17 protein-coding genes and 1 tRNA gene are annotated in these 19,542 nt (G+C 72.7%); 12 read left to right on the top strand and 6 right to left on the bottom strand.

Going from position 1 to position 19,542, the window contains the following annotated elements:
• Positions 1-17: 17 nt before the first annotated feature.
• The 3 genes from BLW57_RS19805 to BLW57_RS19795 all read right to left on the bottom strand — a co-directional run bounded on the left by BLW57_RS19805 (position 18) and on the right by BLW57_RS19795 (position 3,099).
• Complete coding sequence (locus tag BLW57_RS19805; RefSeq protein WP_176985949.1) at positions 18-1,565, bottom strand: Stp1/IreP family PP2C-type Ser/Thr phosphatase; 1,548 nt, start codon at positions 1,563-1,565, stop codon at positions 18-20.
• 132 nt (positions 1,566-1,697) lie between these two features.
• Complete coding sequence (locus BLW57_RS19800) at positions 1,698-2,225, bottom strand: FHA domain-containing protein FhaB/FipA (RefSeq protein WP_073887412.1); 528 nt, start codon at positions 2,223-2,225, stop codon at positions 1,698-1,700.
• Positions 2,226-2,235: 10 nt separating this feature from the next.
• The gene (locus BLW57_RS19795) at positions 2,236-3,099 is read right to left on the bottom strand and encodes an FhaA domain-containing protein (protein WP_093476221.1); all 864 of its coding nucleotides are present in this window, start codon (positions 3,097-3,099) and stop codon (positions 2,236-2,238) included.
• A 429-nt stretch (positions 3,100-3,528) separates the two neighbouring features.
• Between BLW57_RS19795 and BLW57_RS19790 the strand changes: the two genes are divergently transcribed.
• The 4 genes from BLW57_RS19790 to BLW57_RS19775 all read left to right on the top strand — a co-directional run bounded on the left by BLW57_RS19790 (position 3,529) and on the right by BLW57_RS19775 (position 6,836).
• Positions 3,529-3,612 (top strand) — tRNA-Leu (locus tag BLW57_RS19790).
• 321 nt (positions 3,613-3,933) lie between these two features.
• Positions 3,934-5,370 (top strand): DUF2252 domain-containing protein, encoded by a 1,437-nt coding sequence (locus BLW57_RS19785; RefSeq protein WP_093480781.1) that lies wholly within the window; start codon positions 3,934-3,936, stop codon positions 5,368-5,370.
• Positions 5,371-5,645: 275 nt separating this feature from the next.
• Positions 5,646-6,458, top strand: a complete 813-nt coding sequence (locus tag BLW57_RS19780; protein WP_073890257.1) for a hypothetical protein — start codon at positions 5,646-5,648, stop codon at positions 6,456-6,458.
• Between the two features lie 48 nt (positions 6,459-6,506).
• Positions 6,507-6,836, top strand: coding sequence for a rhodanese-like domain-containing protein (locus BLW57_RS19775; RefSeq protein ID WP_093476220.1), 330 nt, complete (start codon positions 6,507-6,509; stop codon positions 6,834-6,836).
• 42 nt (positions 6,837-6,878) lie between these two features.
• Here BLW57_RS19775 and BLW57_RS19770 read toward each other — a convergent pair whose 3' ends face one another.
• Complete coding sequence (locus BLW57_RS19770) at positions 6,879-8,021, bottom strand: acyl-CoA dehydrogenase family protein (protein ID WP_093476218.1); 1,143 nt, start codon at positions 8,019-8,021, stop codon at positions 6,879-6,881.
• A 347-nt stretch (positions 8,022-8,368) separates the two neighbouring features.
• Here BLW57_RS19770 and BLW57_RS19765 point away from each other — a divergent pair, with 347 nt between their 5' ends.
• The 3 genes from BLW57_RS19765 to BLW57_RS19755 are packed head-to-tail and all read left to right on the top strand — an operon-like array spanning position 8,369 to position 11,287.
• Positions 8,369-9,316, top strand: a complete 948-nt coding sequence (locus tag BLW57_RS19765; RefSeq protein ID WP_093476217.1) for a DUF5819 family protein — start codon at positions 8,369-8,371, stop codon at positions 9,314-9,316.
• Positions 9,313-10,521 carry an HTTM domain-containing protein gene (locus BLW57_RS19760; RefSeq protein ID WP_093476215.1) on the top strand — a complete coding sequence of 403 codons (1,209 nt, stop codon included), beginning with the start codon at positions 9,313-9,315 and terminating at the stop codon, positions 10,519-10,521. Before BLW57_RS19765 ends, BLW57_RS19760 begins: the two co-directional genes overlap by 4 nt.
• 10 nt (positions 10,522-10,531) lie before the next feature.
• Complete coding sequence (locus BLW57_RS19755; protein WP_093480780.1) at positions 10,532-11,287, top strand: TrmH family RNA methyltransferase; 756 nt, start codon at positions 10,532-10,534, stop codon at positions 11,285-11,287.
• A 40-nt stretch (positions 11,288-11,327) separates the two neighbouring features.
• Here BLW57_RS19755 and paaN read toward each other — a convergent pair whose 3' ends face one another.
• Positions 11,328-13,019 carry a phenylacetic acid degradation protein PaaN gene (paaN, locus tag BLW57_RS19750; protein WP_093476214.1) on the bottom strand — a complete coding sequence of 564 codons (1,692 nt, stop codon included), beginning with the start codon at positions 13,017-13,019 and terminating at the stop codon, positions 11,328-11,330.
• A 161-nt stretch (positions 13,020-13,180) separates the two neighbouring features.
• On the opposite strand from paaN, the gene BLW57_RS19745 reads away from it, so the two are divergent.
• Together BLW57_RS19745 and BLW57_RS19740 are read left to right on the top strand one after the other, a co-directional pair.
• Entirely contained in the window at positions 13,181-14,695 is a 1,515-nt protein-coding gene (locus tag BLW57_RS19745) for a 3-hydroxyacyl-CoA dehydrogenase (RefSeq protein WP_093476212.1), read from the top strand.
• Positions 14,692-15,279, top strand: a complete 588-nt coding sequence (locus tag BLW57_RS19740) for a TetR/AcrR family transcriptional regulator (RefSeq protein WP_093476211.1) — start codon at positions 14,692-14,694, stop codon at positions 15,277-15,279. The genes BLW57_RS19745 and BLW57_RS19740 overlap by 4 nt, the downstream gene beginning before the upstream one ends.
• Before the next feature lie 42 nt (positions 15,280-15,321).
• On the opposite strand, the gene BLW57_RS19735 is transcribed toward BLW57_RS19740, so the two are convergent.
• The gene (locus tag BLW57_RS19735) at positions 15,322-15,819 is read right to left on the bottom strand and encodes an Lrp/AsnC family transcriptional regulator (RefSeq protein ID WP_256339535.1); all 498 of its coding nucleotides are present in this window, start codon (positions 15,817-15,819) and stop codon (positions 15,322-15,324) included.
• Between the two features lie 175 nt (positions 15,820-15,994).
• On the opposite strand from BLW57_RS19735, the gene pdhA reads away from it, so the two are divergent.
• From pdhA to BLW57_RS19720, 3 genes are read left to right on the top strand one after another with little or no spacing between them, the layout of a single operon-like run.
• Positions 15,995-17,149: a pyruvate dehydrogenase (acetyl-transferring) E1 component subunit alpha gene (pdhA, locus tag BLW57_RS19730; RefSeq protein WP_093476208.1), complete on the top strand. Its 1,155-nt coding sequence runs from the start codon at positions 15,995-15,997 to the stop codon at positions 17,147-17,149.
• Positions 17,146-18,150, top strand: a complete 1,005-nt coding sequence (locus tag BLW57_RS19725; RefSeq protein WP_093476206.1) for an alpha-ketoacid dehydrogenase subunit beta — start codon at positions 17,146-17,148, stop codon at positions 18,148-18,150. The genes pdhA and BLW57_RS19725 overlap by 4 nt, the downstream gene beginning before the upstream one ends.
• Entirely contained in the window at positions 18,150-19,505 is a 1,356-nt protein-coding gene (locus tag BLW57_RS19720) for a dihydrolipoamide acetyltransferase family protein (RefSeq protein ID WP_093476205.1), read from the top strand. The genes BLW57_RS19725 and BLW57_RS19720 overlap by 1 nt, the downstream gene beginning before the upstream one ends.
• Positions 19,506-19,542 lie beyond the last annotated feature (37 nt).

Below are 19,542 nucleotides of genomic sequence, written 5' to 3'. Positions count from 1 at the left end.
CGGTGCCTCTCACGGCTCTACTGCTTGCCGCACTGATCGACGACCTTCTGCTCATCCTCGGAGAGGCTCGGGCCGGGGTTGGGAGTGGCGCTCGTGGACGGTTTCGGGGACTTGGAGGGCGAGTTCGGCGTCGTCGTTCCCGACTTCGACGGGTTCGGCGTCGGCGATGCCTTGGACGTGAAGGAGGTACGGGTGGTTCCCGTGGTTCCTCCCGCCTCGCCCTGGCCCGTCTTGGCGTTCTTCTCGCTCTCGGCGGCCGTGCGCTCCGCCTGCTTGCGGCACGCGGAGGCCTGCACGGTCAGTGCCTCGATCTTCGTCTCGGCCTGCTGGAGACCACCCGCCGCGATCGTGTTCTTGATCTGCTTCTGCTGATAGGGCGGCAGGTACTTGAGTTCGATCTCGGGGTGGTCCTTCTCCACCTTCGACAGCGAGACCCACGCCAGGTCCTGGCTGATCCCGCGGTACAGCGCCACGTGCTCGCCCTTGGCGCCGACGTAGTACTGGGTCTGCGTCCAGCGGTAGCCGCCGTACAGACCGCCGCCGATGACGGCGAGGGCGAGGGCGCCGTACAGGGATCTCTTCACCCACCGCCGCTTGCGCGGCTTGGCGAAGTCCTCGTCGGTGTAGTCGCCGAAGCTGCCGGCGGCCGGGACGTAGCCGGTGGTGTCGCCGGAGCCGGGCGGGCCGAACTCGCCGCCCCCGTGGCCCTGGCGGCCCAGGTGGGAGGCGCGGCCGGCCGGGGTCTGCATGATGCCGTTGTCGTGCAGGTGGTGCTGGTTCTCGGCGACGGCGCCGACCACCACCGGCTGGTCCGACAGCTGGCCGGCGAGGGTGTCACCGGTGTCCAGGTCGAGGACGTCGGCGACGATGACGGTGATGTTGTCCGGGCCGCCACCGCGCAGCGCGAGCTGGATCAGCTCCTGCACGGTCTCCTGCGGGCCCTGGTAGCTGGCGAGCGTCTCCTCCATGGTCTGGTGGGAGACGACGCCGGACAGTCCGTCGGAGCAGATCAGATAGCGGTCGCCGGCGCGGACCTCGCGGATGGAGAGGTCGGGCTCGACGTGGTCGCCGCTGCCGAGGGCGCGCATCAGCAGGGAGCGCTGCGGGTGGGTGGTGGCCTCTTCCTCGGTGATCCGGCCCTCGTCGACGAGCCGCTGCACCCAGGTGTGGTCCTGGGTGATCTGCGTGAGGACGCCGTCACGGAGCAGGTAGGCGCGCGAGTCGCCGACGTGCACGAGCCCGAGCCGCTGCCCGGTCCACAGCAGGGCGGTGAGCGTCGTGCCCATGCCCTCGAGCTGGGGGTCCTCGTCGACCATCGAGCGGAGCTGGTCGTTGGCGCGCTGCACGGCGGCGCCGAGCGAGGTGAGGATGTCGGAGCCGGGCACGTCGTCGTCGAGCGTGACCAGGGTGGAGATCACCTCGGAGGAGGCGACCTCGCCGGCCGCCTGGCCGCCCATGCCGTCGGCGATCGCGAGCAGACGGGGACCGGCGTAACCGGAGTCCTCGTTGCCCTCGCGGATCATGCCCTTGTGCGATCCGGCGGCAAAGCGCAGTGACAGACTCATGCGCACCTCGCCCGTCGGCTCCGGGTACAGCCGGTCGTGTCGAGCCACACTGCCCACCCTCCGGTCGGGAGCGCGCCGGAGACCGGGTGGCGGCCTGCCGCTGCGTGCTCGCTCCGCTCGCTCATTGTCGTACTACTTCCGCAGCTCGATGACGGTCTTGCCGATGCGGATCGGCGCGCCCAGCGGGATCGGCGTCGGAGTCGTCAGCCGGGACCGGTCCAGGTACGTGCCGTTGGTGGAGCCGAGATCCTCGACGATCCACTGGCCGTCGCGGTCGGGATAGATCCTGGCATGGCGGCTGGAGGCGTAGTCGTCGTCCAGCACGATCGTGGAGTCGTGCGCCCGGCCCAGCGTGACCGTCTGGCCCTGGAGCGCGACCGTCGTGCCGGTCAGTGTGCCTTCGGTCACCACGAGTTTGGAGGGGGCGTTGCGCCGCTGGCGGCCGCCCTGCTGGCCCCGCTGCTGCGGGGGCGCGGCCTGCTGCCGCGGCGCCTGCTGCCTGCCCGGCTGCTGCTGGCGCCCGGCCTCCCTACGCGATCCGCGCTGGGTGACGCGCGTACCGAACAGGTCGCTCCGGATGACCTGCACGGCCACGATCACGAACAGCCACAGTACGGCCAGGAAACCCAGCCGCATGACCGTGAGGGTCAGCTCTGACATTGCCCCCGCTTCACCCTTCGGCTTGCCGGTAAATGATGGTTGTGCTGCCCACGACGATCCGCGAGCCGTCGCGGAGCGTAGCGCGGGTGGTGTGCTGCCCGTCCACCACGATGCCGTTGGTGGAGCCGAGATCCTGGATCGTCGAGGGCGTACCGGTCCGGATCTCGCAGTGCCGGCGGGAGACGCCGGGGTCGTCGATCCGTACGTCGGCCTCGGTGCTGCGGCCCAGCACGAGCGTCGCGCGGGAGATCTGGTGACGGGTGCCGTTGATCTCGATCCAGTAGCGGGTGCGCCCGCCGCTCATCGGGGCGGCGGCGGGGCGCTGGGTGGCGGGCTGCGGGTAGCCGTAGCCGCCGGGCCGGGTGCCGGGTGGCGGCGCGGACGGCATCGGGGGCGCGCCCGCCGGGGCGGCCGGCGGGTAGCCGTAGCCGCCGGGGGCGTTCTGTCCGGGGCGGCCGGCGGACGGGCCCGCGGGGGCCTGCGGTGCCTGCTGGCTGCTGGACGAGGCCAGGGTGCGCGAGCGCACCCGGTACAGCCCGGTGTCGAGGTCCTCGGCCTTCTCCAGGTTGACCTTGATCGGGCCCATGAAGGTGTAGCGCTGCTGCTTGGCGTAGTCGCGCACCATGCCGGCCAGCTCGTCGCCGAGCTGCCCGGAGTAGGGGCTCAGGCGCTCGAAGTCCGGTGCGCTCAGCTCCACGATGAAGTCGTTGGGTACGACCGTGCGGTCACGGTTCCAGATGGTCGCGTTGTTGTCGCACTCCCGCTGGAGCGCGCCGGCGATCTCCACGGGCTGGACCTCGGACTTGAAAACCTTGGCGAAGGTGCCGTTCACCAGACCTTCGAGACGCTGCTCGAACTTCTTCAGGACTCCCATGGGGCACCTCCTCCGTCCCTGCCGTTGCCTTGCCCTGCTGTCTGACGCTGCTTTGCCGGGTACTGCTCACTGATCGTATCTACGCGCCCGGCAATCAGCCGGTTCCCCCAGCGGCTCCCCTTCAACTCCTCCCCGGAACTCGTTCCGGGACTCCTGCTGGGACCTGTCTTCCGGCATGGATCGTAGAGGGGGTCGAAGACCAGTGTCCCGCACCCGGCTGTGCGTCCGGTCCGTCTCCTGTACAGATGACGGGGACCGGTACGAGGTTGATACGTGAACAGGCTCTCCCTGATACGCGGGGGCGGCCGGGCTCGTCGGGGGCCCGGGGCGGGCCCCAAGGGATGTGAACCCACCCCGTACGACGTGCTAATGTTCTGGGTGTCGGAAGGGGCCGGCCCGAAAGGGGCGAAGCCGGAAGACACACCCAATGCGCGGGTGGCGGAATAGGCAGACGCGCTGGATTCAGGTTCCAGTGCCCGCAAGGGCGTGGGGGTTCAACTCCCCCCTCGCGCACAGAGACGGAACGGGTCTCTGCCGGTGACGGAAGTCACCGGCAGGGGCCCGTTTCGCGTTGTGGCGACGCCTGTGAGGGATCGCACAGCCACTCACCCGGGCCGGCCCGTCGCCGCCGGTGAGCTATCTCACGGCTCGCGCTCGGCGCCGGAACGCCGTAGGGATGACGGCACTTCGCGCCATCAGCCGTCCACAGGCGCCGAGTTGTCCACAGGGGTCTGACGCGTTTCGGCCACCGGCGGTACGGTCTGCACGAGTTGATGTCCGAGCTGATGGCTGAGCTGATCTGCGGAGAAGCACGTGTCGGGGGAGGCGGTCGCGATGACCGGAGCCGTTGTGGGAGTGGAAGCGGACGGGACGGAGCCGGCGGCCCCGCCCCGGCTGCCCCGGATGCGCGGCTTCGCCGCCTGGCCCCCGAGGGGCACCCCCAAGCAGGAGGGCAAGGCACTCAGGCAGAGCGTGCCGCGCGGTGCGCACCGCCTCCTCGACCTGGACGCCGGCCGCCCCGACGCGGTGAGCGCGGTCGCGCAGTCCAACGCCGGCCGCATCCCCGAACTGACGCCGATACGGGTGGGCCGGATGGCGGCCACCCCCTTCGCCTTCCTGCGCGGCTCCGCCGGGCTCATGGCGTACGACCTGGCCCGCACCCCGACGACCAGGATCGGCACGCAGATCTGCGGCGACGCGCACGCGGCCAACTTCGGGCTGTACGGCGACGCCCGCGGTGACCTGGTCATCGACCTCAACGACTTCGACGAGACCGTGCACGGCCCCTGGGAGTGGGACCTCAAGCGGCTGGCGGCCTCGCTGGTGCTCGCCGGGCGGGAGGCCGGCGCCGACGAGGACACCTGCCGGGCTGCCGCCCAGGACGCGGCCGGTGCCTACCGCCGCACCATGCGGCTGCTGGCCAAGCTGCCCGTCCTGGACGCCTGGAACGCGATCGCCGACGAGGAACTGGTCTCCCACGCGGACGCCCACGACCTGCTCGGCACCCTCCAGCGCGTCTCGGAGAAGGCCCGGGCCAACACCAGCGGCCGGTTCGCGGCCAAGTCGACCGAGACGGCGGAGGACGGCGGCCGCCGCTTCGTGGACGCACCGCCGGTGCTGCGCCGGATACCGGACGCGGACGCCGCCGCGGTCGCCGCGTCCCTGGAGTCGTACGTGGACACCCTCAGCGAGGACCGGCACCCGCTGCTCGCCCGGCACGCGGTGCACGACGTGGCCTTCCGGGTCGTCGGCACCGGCAGCGTCGGCACCCGTTCCTACGTCGTGCTGCTCCTCGACCACCGTGAGCAGCCGCTGGTCCTCCAGGTGAAGGAGGCGCGGCCCTCCGCACTCCTGCCGCATCTGGTCACCGCCGGCTTCGACGCACCGCAGGCCGGCCACGAGGGCCGGCGAGTCGTCCTCGGGCAGAAGCGGATGCAGGTGGTCAGCGACATCCTCCTGGGCTGGACCACCGTCGAGGGGCGCCCCTACCAGGTGCGCCAGTTCCGCAACCGCAAGGGCAGCGTCGACCCCGCCGCGCTCGCCGCCGACCAGTTCGACGACTACGGCCGTATGACCGGCGCGCTCCTGGCCCGCGCCCACTCCCACAGCGCCGACCCGCGGCTGATCGCCGGGTACTGCGGCAAGAACGAGGAGCTGGACGAGGCGGTGGCCGACTTCGCGGTCGCCTACGCCGACCGCACCGAGGCGGACCACGCCCAGCTGGTCGAGGGCGTGCGGGCGGGACGGATCGAGGCCGAGCTGGGGGTGTGACGGGGCTCCGCCGGTGGTCGCGGCACCGGGCAACCGAGGGTGGTCGTGCCGGGCGCGTCCGGGCGGGGCGGACCGTGGCCGGACCGGGGTGCGGAGGGTGGGTGCCGTGCGGTGCGCCGGGGGCGCGAGGACTTGTGCGGCCGGTCCGGAGGGGCACCGCGGCAGGAGCCAGGTCCGCCGTGAGCGGTCGCGGGGACGGTGCGCCGGGTGCCGGCCCCAAGCCGACCGGAACCGTGGATCCCGGTCCCGGACGGGCGCAGCGCTACGCTGGGCGGGTGACGACCCCGGAAGCCGATGAGCCCCAGGCACCACGTCCCGAGGAACGGCTCGAGCGGGCCGTCCGGGCCGCCGAGCAGGCCTTGATCGAGTACGAGATCGCGGTGGAGACCTTCCGCGTCGAGGTGGAGAACTTCTCCCGGCTGCACGAGCAGCGCCTCGGCCCGCTCTACCTCCGCATCGAGGAACTGGACGCCGAGATCGCCGAGGCGAAGGCCGCCCGCACCGGCGATCCCGAGGACATCCGTCTGGCCGAGGAGGCCCGCGGCCGGGTGCTGCCGATCCCGGGCGTCGAAGAACTGATGCACGGCTGGATGGACGGCGGCGGGCTGTTCCCGGAGGCCGCCGCCATGCTCACCGACCAGGCGGTGCGGCCCCCGCAGCGCGTCCGGCCCGGCGAGGAGGCCCGCAAGCTCTATCGCGAGCTGGCCCGCAAGGCCCACCCCGACCTGGCCCAGGAGGAAGAGGAACGGCAGCGGCGTGAGGAGTTCATCACCCGCGTGAACGCCGCCTACGCCCGTGGCGACGAGACGCTGCTGAAGGAGCTCGCCGAGGAGTGGGCGGCGGGCCCGGTACCGCCCGAGCGCCTGCCGAGCCCCGCCGAGGAGCTGTACGCCCGCCTCGAATGGCTCTCCCAGCGCAAGGAGCTGCTCACGCTCGTCGCCCGCGAGCTGGAGGACGGCGCCATCGCCGGCATGCTCCGCCTCGCGCCGGACGACCCCGACGGCCTGCTCGACGAGATCGGCGCACGGCTGCGCGCCGACATCGCCGAGCGGGAGACGGAGCTGGCGGGCCTGCGGGAGCAGGACTGAGCCCGGTCCGCTTCGGGTAGCGTCGGGGACATGAATTTCGGAGCTGGTGTGCCCACGGTCGAGGTCTCGGACCTCAAGGACGGCGACTTCCTGCTGGACGTCCGCGAGGACGACGAGTGGCAGGCGGGCCACGCCGCGGGAGCACTGCACATCCCCATCAGCGAGTTCGTGGCCCGCTACGGCGAGCTGACCGAGGCCGCCCCGCAGGACGGCCGCGTCCACGTCATCTGCCGCTCCGGCGGCCGCTCGGCCCAGGTCACCATGTACCTGGCCCAGCAGGGCATCGACGCCGTGAACGTCGACGGCGGCATGCAGGTCTGGCAGGCCGCGGGCCGGCCGGTGATCACGGACGACGGCAAGCCGGGCTTCGTTCTGTAGTTCCCCGCGCCCGGGGGCGGGGCGGCGCGAACGCGGGGGCGGTCAGCCCAGCGGATGGGCCGCCAGCAGGTCCCCGAGCCGCTCCTCGTACGCCGCCGCCGGGCCGAGCGCCAGCTCCAGGTGCTTGGCCCAGGCGTGGTACCGGTGCAGTGAGTAGTCGGTGTCGGCACCGAAGCCGCCGTGCAGATGCTGCGCCGTCTGCACCACCCGGCGCACCCCCTCCGCCGCCCAGATCTTCGCCACCGCGACGTCCCCGGCCAGAGGCAGCGCCCCCGGCGCCCCCGAGGAGATCCGCCACGCGGCCTGCCACAGGGTGGCCTCCATGGCACGCAGGTCGATGTAGCGGTCGGCGGTCTGCACGGCCACCGCCTGGAAGGTCGCGATCGGATACCCGAACTGCTCGCGCTTGCCGGTGTACTCGCTGGTCATCCGCAGCACCCGCTCGCCGAGTCCCAGCGCGAGCGCGCAGACGCCGGTCGTGAGCAGTGCGTGCAGCCACTCCCACGCCCCCTCTGCCTCGATGACGTCCACGGCGTCGATCCGTGCGGACGCCAGCCGCAGCTCCGCCAGCCGCTCCCCGCTGGTCGACACCTGCTCGGCCAGGTCCACGCCGTCCCGGTCACGCGGTACGAGCGCGAGCACCGTCCGGTCGGCGGCCGTGCCCTCCACGTGCGCCGGCACGACGACGAGGTCCGCGTCGTACGCCCACGGCACCGCCGTCTGCACCCCGTCCAGCACCCACACCGGGCCCTCCCGCCGGGCGGTGACGGCCGACTCGGCCGGGTCGTGGCCGGTACGTCCGTTCGCCGCCACGGTCAGTACCAGTTCGCCGCGGCCCGCCCGCCCGAGCAGGCGCCCGGCGAGCTCCGTACCGCCATGGGTCTGCACGGCCGCGGCGGCGGCGCTGTGCTCCAGCAGCGGAACCCGCGCGAGCACGCCGGCGGACTCGCGGAGCACCAGGCACAGCGCGATCGCGTCGAGGCCGGCCCCGCCGTGCGCCTCGTCGAGGAGCAGGCTCAGCAGGTCGGCGGCGGCGAGCCGGGACCACAGCTCCCGGTCGAGGCCCTCGGCCACGGCTCCGGTGGTCAGCGCCGGGCTGGGGACCGCGTCCGGTGCGACGCCGGAGAACACTCCGCGCGCCGCCTCGGCCGCCGCCAGCTGCTCCTCGGTGAAGGTGAAGTCCACGGCCTGTCCTCCCGGCGGATGGGTTTCCATGACGGTTGGTCCGACAGCTCGCCTGACGGGCCGTCAAGATAGAACAGGTTCTAGAAGAAGGGAACGGTGCGTGGCGGTCGGTGTCCGGTTCGCCCCCTGCCTCACCGGTGGCGGGCCCGGCACGTGGCGAGGACCACGGTCATGGGCCCGCACCCGGGGCTGCGCCCGGTGGCTCCGGCTGAGTACCGTTCCGTGCGGGCGCCGCTGTGGCGCTCGTGAATCCGCGCGGCGCCTGTGGCGGTGGCCGCGCATCGGGCTGACGCACTCAGCCGCGGCGACCAGCGGAACGAATGAGCCGAAACGGGGGACGGGGCGCAATGGACGTGAACGACGAGGACTCGGGGGCCCGGCGGGGCACGGGTGCCTTCGAGCCCTCGAAGCCCCCTGAGCAGCCCCGGCCGCCCGAGCATTCCCGGCCGTCCGAGAAGCCCCGGCTGCCCGAGCCGCCCCAGTTGCCCCGGCAGCCCGGGGCGTCCGAGCAGTCCCGGCCGGGCGAGCGGCCGTACGCTCCGGAGCGGGCCGGGTCGAGCGGGGCGCACGTGCTGCCCGAACCCGGCGCGACGGACGGGCCGGACGAGGCCGACGCGTCCGACGGCGGCGGAGCGCTCGCCGCCCCCCGTGTCGGCGTCGCCGCCCTCTCTCCCCGCTACCAGGTGGGCGCCGCCGTGGCGCTCGCCGTGGTCGCCGTCGCCGCCTGTGTGCACCTGCTGATGGTGTTCCTCAGCCTCGCGCCGGCGAACACCGTGACGAAGCAGCACGGCAAGGCGGTCGAGGACTGGGTGTACCCCGAGTTCGAGCAGAACTGGAAGCTGTTCGCCCCGAACCCGCTCCAGCAGAACGTCGGCGTCCAGGTGCGCGCCGAACTGCGGACGAACGACGGCGGGGTGCGCACCACCGGCTGGACCGACCTGTCCGCCCAGGACGGCGCCGCCATCAAGGGCAATCCGGTGCCCAGCCACACCCAGCAGAACGAGCTGCGCCGGGCCTGGGACTTCTTCGTCGCCACGCACACCGGTGACAACCGTCCCGTGGCGCTGCGCGGCGCCCTGTCCGAGCAGTATCTGCGCCGGATCGTCGTGATGCGGCTGTACCGGGACACCCCGGCCGCCGAAGGGGGCGTCATCCAGCGCGTGCAGGTCCGCTCGGCCACCACCAATGTGCAGCCACCCGAGTGGAGCCGTGAGCGGGTGTCCGACAAACCCGTGTACCGCCAGCTCCCCTGGTGGTCCGTGACTGCCGACGAGGCCGCTGGAGGCGTCCGGTGAACCCGCTCTCGCTGACCCTCTCGCGCGGCATCGCCCGCGTCACCGGTGCGGCACTCGGCCCGTACCAGAGCGCCGTGATCCGTATCGGTTTCGCCGCGACCTGGCTGCTCTTCCTGCTCCGTGAGTACCCCCACCGCCGGGAGCTGTACGGCCCCTCGGGCCCCTGGGGCTGGCAGCTCGCCAAGCAGCTGACCGCCGACAACCACGCCTTCAGCGCGCTGCTGTGGTCGGACGGGCGTGCCTGGTTCGAGGGCTTCTACGTGCTGGCGATGCTGGCCGGCGCGGCACTGCTGGCCGGCTGGCGCACCCGCACCGCGTCCGTGCTGTTCATGGTGGGTGTGCTGTCGCTGCAGAACCGCAGCGTCTTCATGGGAGACGGCGGCGACAACGTCCTGCACCTGATGTCCTTCTACCTGCTGTTCACGCGCTGCGGTCAGGTGTGGTCCCTCGACGCGCGGCGGGCGGCGCGGAACGAGGCGGCGCGCGCGCGGGGGGAGCTGGTCCCGGCCGACCGGGTGGGCCCGGTGCTGTGGGCGGTCCTCGGTCTCGGCCTCGCCACGGTGACGCTGACCGGCCGCTTCGACAACGGCTGGCTGATCCCCGCGCTGCTGTGGACGGTGTGGACGGTACTCGGCCTGTGGGGGCTGGTCGAGCGCCGGGCGGCCGCGTCCGAGCCGCGGGTCCTGCTGGACGTGGTCGCCAACGTCCTGCACAACGGCGCCCTGTTCGTGATCATGGCGGAGGCGTGCCTGATCTACGCGACGGCCGGCTGGTACAAGATCCAGGGCTCGCGCTGGCAGGACGGTACCGCCGTCTACTACCCGCTGCACCTGCAGTACTTCTCGCCCTGGCCCGGACTCGGGGATCTGCTGTCCGCCAGCGGCACGATCATGATGCTCGTGACGTACGGGACGGTCATGGTGCAGGTCGCCTTCCCGTTCACCCTGTTCAACAGGCGGGTCAAGAACGTCCTGCTGGTGCTGATGATGACCGAGCACGCGGTGATCGCGGTCGTCCTCGGCCTGCCGTTCTTCTCGCTGGCGATGATCGCCGCGGACGCGGTGTTCCTGCCGACCTCCTTCCTGCGGCGGGTGGGCGGTGCGGCGGCTCGTGCGCGGGGACGGTTCGTCCGGCGCGAGGGCCCCGCGGTGCCCGCTCCGCGCGCGGCGGAGGAGAGCACTCCGGGCCGGGTGGGGGCCGCGTAGGGTGCACCGCATGACCGACCCGCTGACCCGCTGGCGCGATCTCGCCGGTGCCGCCGTCCTGCTCGACGGCTTCCACGCCCTCAAGCACGCGCTGCGGTTCGGTGCCGAGGTGCCGGTGGCGGTCACCACCGACCGGCGGGCCGCGCTCGCCCTCGCCGAGGAGCTGGCCGGTGATGTACGGGACGTGCTGGACGCCCTGCTGACGGAGGTGCCGGGGGCGGTGTACGCCTCGCTCGTCCCGCGGCCCCACCCGACGGGGGTGGCCGCGCTCGCCGTACGGCCGTCCCGCGAGGCCAACCTGCGGGCACTGGGCGGCACCCCTCGCACCGCTCCGGTCGTGGTCCTCGACAACCCGCGGAACCTGGGCAATGCCGGGGCCGTGATCCGGCTGGCCGCGGGCTTCGGGGTGGCCGGGGTGGTCACCACGGGGACGCTCGACCCCTGGCATCCGACGGTGGTGCGCGGCGGCGCCGGACTGCACTTCGCGACGGCCGTGGAGCGCCTCGGCGTCGACGAGCTGCCCGCCGGCCCGCTGTTCGCCCTCGACCCGGAGGGCGAGGACATCCGGGGCACGAAGCTGCCCGACGACGCCGTCCTCGCCTTCGGCTCGGAGCGCACCGGGCTGTCGCCCGGGCTGCGCGCACGAGCCGACCACCTGCTGAGGCTGCCGATGCGCCCCCAGGTCTCCAGCTACAACCTCGCCACCAGCGTGGCGATGACCCTCTACCACTGGAGCGCGGGTCAGGGAGCGCCTCCCGCCCGGTGAGGCGGGGGCGCTACCCCGACGGGTGCCTGCCGGCCGAACGTCACGCCTGCCGGCGCACCTCCACCACGCGGAAGCGGTTGGCGACGAACGCGCCGTCGGTCAGGGCGGCGTTCGCCGCCGGGTTGCCGCCGGAGCCGTGGAAGTCGGAGAAGGCGGCCGTCTGGTTCACGTACACCCCGCCGGTCAGGTTGAGCGACAGCTGGGCCGCCTCCTCCAGGCAGACCTCCTCGACGGCCCGCTCCACCTCGGCGTCGGAGGTGTAGGCGCCGACCGTCATCGCGCCCTTCTCGCGGACCGTGCGGCGCAGGAGCTCCAGCGCGTCGGCCACGGAGTCGACCGCGACGGCGAAGGAGACGGGGCCGAAGCACTCGCTCATGTAGGCAGCCTCGTCGTCCGGCTTGGCACCGTCCAGCTTGACCATGACGGGGGTGCGCACGACCGCGCCCGGGAACTCCGGGTTGCTGATCTCACGGGAGGCGAGGGCGACTTCGCCGAGTCCGGCGGCGGCCTCCAGGCGGGCCTTCACGTCCGGGTTGACGATGGCGCCGAGCAGGGCGTTCGCGCGCGCGTCGTCGCCGAGGAGGCCGTCGACCGCGCGGGCGAGGTCGGCGGTGACCTCGTCGAAGGTCTTGGGGCCCTCGTCGGTGCGGATGCCCTCGCGGGGGATGAGCAGGTTCTGCGGCGTGGTGCACATCTGGCCGCTGTACAGGGACAGCGAGAACGCCAGGTTGGACAGCATGCCCTTGTAGTCGTCGGTCGACTCCACGATCACCGTGTTGACGCCGGCCTTCTCGGTGTACACCTGCGCCTGGCGGGCGTTGGCCTCGAGCCAGTCGCCGAAGGACGTCGACCCGGTGTAGTCGATGATGCGGATCTCCGGGCGGGTGGCGAGGGTCTTGGCGACGCCCTCGCCGGGGCGCTCGGCGGCCAGCGCGACCAGGTTCGGGTCGTAGCCCGCCTCGGCGAGCACGTCCCTGGCGATCCGCACGGTCAGCGCGAGCGGCAGCACGGCGCGCGGGTGCGGCTTGACCAGGACCGCGTTGCCGGTGGCCAGGGAGGCGAACAGGCCCGGGTAGCCGTTCCACGTCGGGAAGGTGTTGCAGCCGATGACCAGGCCGATGCCGCGGGGGACCGGCGTGAACTGCTTGGTGAGGGCGAGGGGGTCCCGCTTGCCCTGCGGCTTGGTCCACTCCGCCGTGTCGGGCGTGCGGACCTGCTCCACGTACGCGTAGGCCACCGCCTCCAGGCCGCGGTCCTGCGCGTGCGGGCCGCCGGCCTGGAGCGCCATCATGAAGGCCTGGCCACTGGTGTGCATGACCGCGTGGGCGAACTCGTGCGTCCGGTCGCTGATCCGCTTGAGGATCTCCAGGCAGACCACGGCACGGGTCTCGGCGCCCGCGTCGCGCCAGGCCCGCTGGCCCGCCTTCATCGCCGGCAGCAGCACGTCGACGTCCGCGTGCGGGTAGCTCACGCCCAGCTCGATGCCGTACGGCGAGACCTCGCCGTCGACCCAGCCGTCGGTGCCGGGCTGGCCGAGGTCGAGGCGGGTGCCCAGCAGGGCGTCGAAGGCGGCCTTGCCCGCCGCCGCGTCCAGGCTGCCGTGCTCGCCGTAGGCCTTGGGGTGCTCGGGGTGCGGGGACCAGTACGCACGCGTGCGGATCGCTTCCAGGGCCTGGTCGAGCGTGGGCCGGTGCCTGGCGATCAGGTCGTGCGTGGTCAGTTCGGCGGCCATGCGGGACCAACTCCTCGTCTCAAGAACTCGTCGGCCGAGTTCATGACCTGGGCGGAAACAGAGGCAGGAACAGACGGACAGAGCTAGAGTAACCGAACGATCGGTCGGGACAAGGGGGCCTGCCGCATCTGTGGAAAACCCCGTGCGGGAGGATCGCGCACATGACAGGACTCGACCTCAGCAGCCCCGTCGCCGTCGTCGGCACCGGCACCATGGGCCAGGGCATCGCCCAGGTCGCGCTGGTCGCCGGCCACCCGGTGCGGCTGTACGACGCCGTACCCGGGCGTGCCCAGGAGGCGGCCGCGGCGATCGGCGGCCGCCTGGACCGGCTGGTGACCAAGGGCCGGCTCGGCGCCGCCGACCGGGACGCGGCCCGGGCCCGGCTCACGCCCGCCGACAGTCTCGCCGCTCTCGCCGACTGCGGGCTGGTCGTCGAGGCCGTCCTGGAGCGGCTGGACGTCAAGCAGCAGCTCTTCGGCGAGCTGGAGGAGATCGTCGCCGAGGACTGCCTGCTCGCCACCAACACCTCCTCGCTGTCGGTGACGGCCATCGGCGGCGCCCTGCGCCACCCCGGCCGCTTCGTGGGCCTGCATTTCTTCAATCCGGCCCCGCTGCTGCCGCTGGTCGAGGTCGTCTCCGGGTTCGCCACCGACTTCACGTCGGCCACGCGCGCGTACGAGACCGCCCGAGCCTGGGGCAAGACGCCCGTGGCCTGCGCGGACACCCCCGGCTTCATCGTCAACCGCATCGCCCGGCCCTTCTACGCCGAGGCGTTCGCCGTGTACGAGGCGCAGGCCGCCGAACCGGCCACCGTCGACGCGGTGCTGCGGGAGTCGGGCGGCTTCAGGATGGGCGCCTTCGAACTGACCGACCTGATCGGCCAGGACGTCAACGAGTCCGTCACCCACTCGGTGTGGCAGTCCTTCTTCCAGGACGTGCGGTTCACGCCCTCCCTCGCCCAGCGGCGGCTGGTCGAGTCCGGGCGGCTGGGCCGCAAGACGGGGCGCGGCTGGTACGACCACGCCGACGACGCCGAGCGCCCCGAGCCGCACACCGCCGACCAGGAGCGGCCGCCCGCCCATGTCGTCGTCGAGGGCGATCTGGGACCCGCCGCCGAGCTGCTCACCCTGATCCGCGAGGCGGGCATCGAGGTCCGCGCGGAGGACGAGAACGAGGGCACGCGCCTGGTACTGCCCAGCGGCGGCCAGCTGGCCCTGGCCGACGGCCAGACCTCGGTGGAGTTCAGCGACGTCGTCTACTTCGACCTGGCCCTCGACTACCGGAAGGCCACCCGCGTCGCCGTGTCGGCGTCGAAGGACACCGCGCCGCGGACCCTCGCCGAGGCCGTCGGCCTCTTCCAGGCGCTCGGCAAGGACGTCAGCGTCATCGGCGACGTCCCCGGCATGATCGTCGCGCGGACGGTCGCCCGGATCATCGACCTCGCCCACGACGCCGTGGCCAAGGGCGTGGCCACCGAGGAGGACATCGACACCGCGATGCGCCTCGGGGTCAACTACCCGCTCGGTCCCTTCGAGTGGTGCCGCAGGCTCCCCCGCGGCTGGGCCTACGACCTGCTGGAGGAACTGCACGACCGGGACCCCTCCGGCCGGTACGCGCCCTCCCTCGCGCTCTACCGGCACTCGTTCGCCACCGACCAGCGGGAGGGCACCGCATGACCACCGCCAAGCGCGACACGTACACCCCGGAGACGCTGCTCTCCGTGGCCGTGCAGGTCTTCAACGACCGCGGTTACGACGGCACCTCCATGGAGCACCTGTCCAAGGCGGCCGGTATCTCCAAGTCGTCGATCTACCACCACGTCAGTGGCAAGGAGGAGCTGCTGCGGCGGGCCGTCAGCCGCGCCCTGGACGGCCTGTTCGCCATCCTGGACGAGGAGGGCGCGTGCGCGGGGCGGGCCGTGGACCGGCTGGAACACGTCGTGCGGCGCATGGTCGAGGTGCTCATAGCCGAGCTGCCGTACGTGACGCTGCTGCTGCGGGTGCGCGGCAACACCGCCACCGAGCGGTGGGCGCTGGAGCGGCGCCGCGACTTCGACCACCGGGTCGCCGAACTGCTGAAGGCCGCCGCGGCCGACGGGGACGTGCGCGGGGACGTGGAGGTCCGGCTGGCCACCAGGCTGGTCTTCGGGATGATCAACTCCATCGTGGAGTGGTACCGGCCGGAGACGCGCGGCGCCAGTGGCCCCGAAGTGGCCGACGCGGTGGCCAGGCTGGTCTTCGCCGGGCTCCGCGAGGCCTGAACCCCCTTCGGGCCCCGGGGTGCTGCGCCCCTTCGGCGGGCCTCAGCTGTCGGGCTCCACGTCCTCCTCCTCGAAGACGAGCAGCGTGCGGGTGCTGAGCACCTCGGGGATCGCCTGAAGCCGGGTCAGCACCAGTTCGCGCAGTGCCCGGTTGTCCGGGGTGTGGACCAGCAGCAGCACGTCGAAGTCACCGCCGACGAGCGCGATGTGGGAGGCGCCGGGCAGCCGGCGCAGATGCTCGCGGACGGTGCGCCAGGTGTTCTGCACGATCTTCAGCGTGATGTACGCCGAGGTGCCGTGCCCCGCACGCTCGTGGTCCACGCGTGCGCTGAACCCGCGGATCACCCCGTCCTCGACGAGCCGGTTGATGCGGGCGTAGGCGTTGGCGCGCGAGACGTGCACCCGCTCGGCCACGGAGCGTATCGAGGCACGGCCGTCGGCCTGGAGGATCTTGAGGATGTCCTGATCGATGGCGTCCAGCGGACGCGGCGGCGAAGCTGTGCCGGCCTGCGGTCCGTCGGCCATTTGTTCAGCTGCCATGTCCCCCCGCTCTGTCTCCGTGGACGTCCTGCATTCATTCCAGGTCGCGCAGAACCGTTTGTCCACAGCCTGGAGGGGGCTGTAGCCAAAATGTGCCGACGACCGAACAATCGGTAGGTGAGGCGGGTCACAGCCGACACGTCTCCCGTAGCCGCTCCCACGAGGAGGTGCCGTCATGACGGTTCTGGAGCAGCGGGGCGCGTACCGGCCTTCGCCGCCGCCCGCCTGGCAGCCCCGTATGGACCCCGCGCCGCTGCTGCCCGACGCCGAGCCGTACCGCGTCCTCGGCACCGAGGCGGCCGCCAAGGCCGACCCCGACCTGCTGCGCCGGCTCTACGCCCAGCTGGTGCGCGGCCGCCGCTACAACACGCAGGCCACCGCGCTCACCAAGCAGGGCCGTCTCGCCGTCTACCCCTCCAGCACCGGCCAGGAGGCCTGCGAGGTCGCCGCCGCGCTGGCCCTCGAAGAGCGCGACTGGCTCTTCCCCAGCTACCGCGACACCCTCGCCGTGGTCGCCCGGGGCGTCGACCCTGTCGAGGCCCTCACCCTGCTGCGTGGCGACTGGCACACCGGCTACGACCCCTACGACCACCGCGTGGCCCCCCTCAGCACCCCGCTGGCCACGCAGCTCCCGCACGCCGTCGGACTCGCCCACGCTGCCCGCCTCAAGGGCGACGACGTGGTCGCGCTCGCCATGATCGGCGACGGCGGCACCAGCGAGGGCGACTTCCACGAGGCCATGAACTTCGCCGCCGTCTGGCAGGCCCCGGTCGTCTTCCTCGTGCAGAACAACGGCTTCGCCATCTCCGTCCCGCTCGCCAAGCAGACCGCCGCGCCCTCCCTGGCCCACAAGGCCGTCGGGTACGGCATGCCGGGCCGGCTGGTCGACGGCAACGACGCGGCGGCCATGCACGAGGTGCTCAGCGACGCCGTACGGCACGCGCGCTCGGGCGGCGGCCCCACCCTGATCGAGGCGGTGACCTACCGCATCGACGCCCACACCAACGCCGACGACGCCACCCGCTACCGGGGCGACGCCGAGGTCGAGGCCTGGCGCGCGCACGACCCGGTCCGGCTGCTGGAGCAGGAGCTCACAACGCGCGGACTGATCGACGAGGCCGGCATCGAGACCGTCCGTCAGGACGCCGAGGTGATGGCCGCGGACCTGCGGGAACGCATGAACCGGGATCCCGAACTGAACCCCATGGACCTCTTCGACCACGTGTACGCCGAGAGCACCTCCCAGCTGCGCGAGCAGCGCGCCCTGCTGCGCGCCGAGCTGGAGGCCGAGCAGGAGCAGCACGGTGAGCAGGAAGGCGGCGCCCGATGACCACCGTCGCCGTCAAGCCCGCCACCATGGCGCAGGCCCTCACGCGCGCGATGCGCGACGCGATGGCCGCCGACCCCACCGTGCACGTCCTGGGCGAGGACGTAGGCACCCTCGGCGGTGTCTTCCGGGTCACCGACGGTCTCGCCAAGGAGTTCGGCGAGGACCGCTGCACGGACACCCCGCTCGCCGAGGCCGGCATCCTCGGCACCGCCGTCGGCATGGCCATGTACGGCCTGCGCCCGGTGGTGGAGATGCAGTTCGACGCCTTCGCGTACCCGGCGTTCGAGCAGCTGATCAGCCATGTCTCCCGGATGCGCAACCGGACGCGCGGCAGGATGCCGCTGCCGATCACCGTCCGCATCCCCTACGGCGGCGGCATCGGCGGAGTGGAGCACCACAGCGACTCCTCCGAGGCCTACTACATGGCCACCCCGGGCCTGCACGTCGTCACCCCGGCGACCGTCGAGGACGCCTACGGGCTGCTGCGCCGGTCCATCGCCTCCGACGACCCGGTCGTCTTCCTCGAGCCCAAGCGCCTGTACTGGTCGAAGGACTCCTGGAACCCGGAGCAGCCGACCGAGGTCGAGCCGATCGGCCGCGCCGTCGTCCGGCGCCCCGGCCGCAGCGCCACGCTCATCACCTACGGCCCGTCCCTGCCGGTCTGTCTGGAGGCCGCCGAGGCCGCGCAGGCGGAGGGCTGGGACCTGGAGGTCGTCGACCTGCGCTCCCTGGTGCCGTTCGACGACGAGACGGTCTGCGCGGCCGTCCGGCGCACCGGACGAGCCATTGTCGTGCACGAGTCCACCGGATTCGGCGGCCCCGGCGGCGAGATCGCCGCCCGCGTCACCGAGCGGTGCTTCCACCACCTGGAGGCCCCGGTGCTGCGCGTGGCCGGCTTCGACCTCCCCTACCCGCCGCCCATGCTGGAGCGGCACCACCTGCCGGGCGTCGACCGGATCCTGGACGCCGTGGCGCGGCTGCAGTGGGAGGCCGAGGACTGATGGCACAGGTGCTGGAGTTCAAGCTCCCCGACCTCGGCGAAGGACTCACCGAGGCGGAGATCGTGCGCTGGCTGGTGCAGGTCGGCGATGTCGTCACCATCGACCAGCCGGTCGTCGAGGTCGAGACGGCCAAGGCGATGGTCGAGGTGCCCTGCCCCTACGGCGGAGTGGTCACCGCCCGCTTCGGCGAGGAGGGCGCCGAACTGCCCGTCGGCGCCCCCCTGCTGACGGTGGCGGTGGGCGAACCGTCGGCGCAGGAGCCGGAGGGCTCCGGCAACGTCCTGGTCGGATACGGCACGCAGGCCCCGGCGGCCCGCCGGCGCCGGGTGCGCGCCGGGGCTCCGGCCACGGCGGCCCGCAACGGAACGGCCCGGCCCGAAGACGCCTCGGCGCCCCGCACGCGGGTGGCCGCCCCGGCACCCGCCGTCACCGACGGCCCCGTTCCCGTGATCTCCCCGCTGGTGCGCAGGCTCGCCCGCGACAACGGCGTGGACCTGCGGCAGCTCGCCGGCTCCGGACCCGAGGGCCTCATCCTGCGGGCCGACGTCGAGGACGTGCTGCGGGCCGACTCCGCGCGGGCCGCCTCCACCGCGGAACCGGTCGAGCGGACCGCCCCGGTCGCGGAACCCCTCGGACGGCCCCCCGCCGCCACAGCCGCCGCGGCCGGCGAGGTCCGCATCCCCCTCAAGGGCATTCGCGGTGCCGTCGCCGACAAGCTCTCCCGCAGCCGGCGGGAGATCCCGGACGCGACCTGCTGGGTCGACGCCGACGCTACCGAACTGATGCGCGCGCGGGCCGCCATGAACGCGGCCGGGGGATCCAAGATCTCCCTCCTCGCGCTGCTGGCCCGCGTCTGCACGGCCGCCCTCGCCCGGTTCCCCGAGCTGAACTCCTACGTCGACACCGAGGCCCGCGAGGTCGTCCGGCTCGGCCACGTCCACCTCGGGTTCGCGGCGCAGACCGAGCGCGGACTGGTCGTGCCGGTCGTCCGGGACGCCCACGCACGCGACGCCGAGTCGCTGACCGGCGAGTTCGCCCGGCTCACCGAGGCCGCCCGCACGGGGACGCTCACTCCCGGCGAACTCACCGGCGGCACCTTCACGTTGAACAACTACGGCGTCTTCGGCGTCGACGGCTCGACCCCGATCATCAACCACCCCGAGGCCGCCATGCTCGGCGTCGGCCGCATCATCGCCAAACCGTGGGTGCACGAGGGTGAACTGGCGGTCCGCCAGGTCGTCCAGCTCTCGCTCACCTTCGACCACCGGGTCTGCGACGGCGGCACGGCGGGCGGTTTCCTCAGGTATGTGGCCGACTGCGTGGAACAGCCGGCGGTGCTCCTGCGCACGCTGTAGGACAAGGAGCCGCGAGAAGGGAGCGGCAGGACATACT

This window comes from Streptomyces sp. 1222.5, assembly GCF_900105245.1.
Classification (GTDB): Bacteria; Actinomycetota; Actinomycetes; order Streptomycetales; family Streptomycetaceae; genus Streptomyces; species Streptomyces albidocamelliae.
Note: the sequence above shows the minus strand (reverse complement) of the source record. Positions and strands in the feature narration are given on the sequence as shown.

Excerpts from the sequence above, each read along its gene's own strand:
- BLW57_RS19795 (WP_093476221.1), bottom strand. The coding sequence starts at position 3,099 with ATGGGAGTCCTGAAGAAGTTCGAGCAGCGTCTCGAAGGTCTGGTGAAC.
- paaN (WP_093476214.1), bottom strand. The coding sequence starts at position 13,019 with ATGGCCGCCGAACTGACCACGCACGACCTGATCGCCAGGCACCGGCCC.
- BLW57_RS19740 (WP_093476211.1), top strand. The coding sequence starts at position 14,692 with ATGACCACCGCCAAGCGCGACACGTACACCCCGGAGACGCTGCTCTCC.
- BLW57_RS19745 (WP_093476212.1), top strand. The coding sequence starts at position 13,181 with ATGACAGGACTCGACCTCAGCAGCCCCGTCGCCGTCGTCGGCACCGGC.
- BLW57_RS19800 (WP_073887412.1), bottom strand. The coding sequence starts at position 2,225 with ATGTCAGAGCTGACCCTCACGGTCATGCGGCTGGGTTTCCTGGCCGTA.
- pdhA (WP_093476208.1), top strand. The coding sequence starts at position 15,995 with ATGACGGTTCTGGAGCAGCGGGGCGCGTACCGGCCTTCGCCGCCGCCC.
- BLW57_RS19805 (WP_176985949.1), bottom strand. The coding sequence starts at position 1,565 with ATGAGTCTGTCACTGCGCTTTGCCGCCGGATCGCACAAGGGCATGATC.
- BLW57_RS19755 (WP_093480780.1), top strand. The coding sequence starts at position 10,532 with ATGACCGACCCGCTGACCCGCTGGCGCGATCTCGCCGGTGCCGCCGTC.
- BLW57_RS19720 (WP_093476205.1), top strand. The coding sequence starts at position 18,150 with ATGGCACAGGTGCTGGAGTTCAAGCTCCCCGACCTCGGCGAAGGACTC.
- BLW57_RS19725 (WP_093476206.1), top strand. The coding sequence starts at position 17,146 with ATGACCACCGTCGCCGTCAAGCCCGCCACCATGGCGCAGGCCCTCACG.
- BLW57_RS19785 (WP_093480781.1), top strand. The coding sequence starts at position 3,934 with ATGACCGGAGCCGTTGTGGGAGTGGAAGCGGACGGGACGGAGCCGGCG.
- BLW57_RS19735 (WP_256339535.1), bottom strand. The coding sequence starts at position 15,819 with ATGGCAGCTGAACAAATGGCCGACGGACCGCAGGCCGGCACAGCTTCG.
- BLW57_RS19765 (WP_093476217.1), top strand. The coding sequence starts at position 8,369 with ATGGACGTGAACGACGAGGACTCGGGGGCCCGGCGGGGCACGGGTGCC.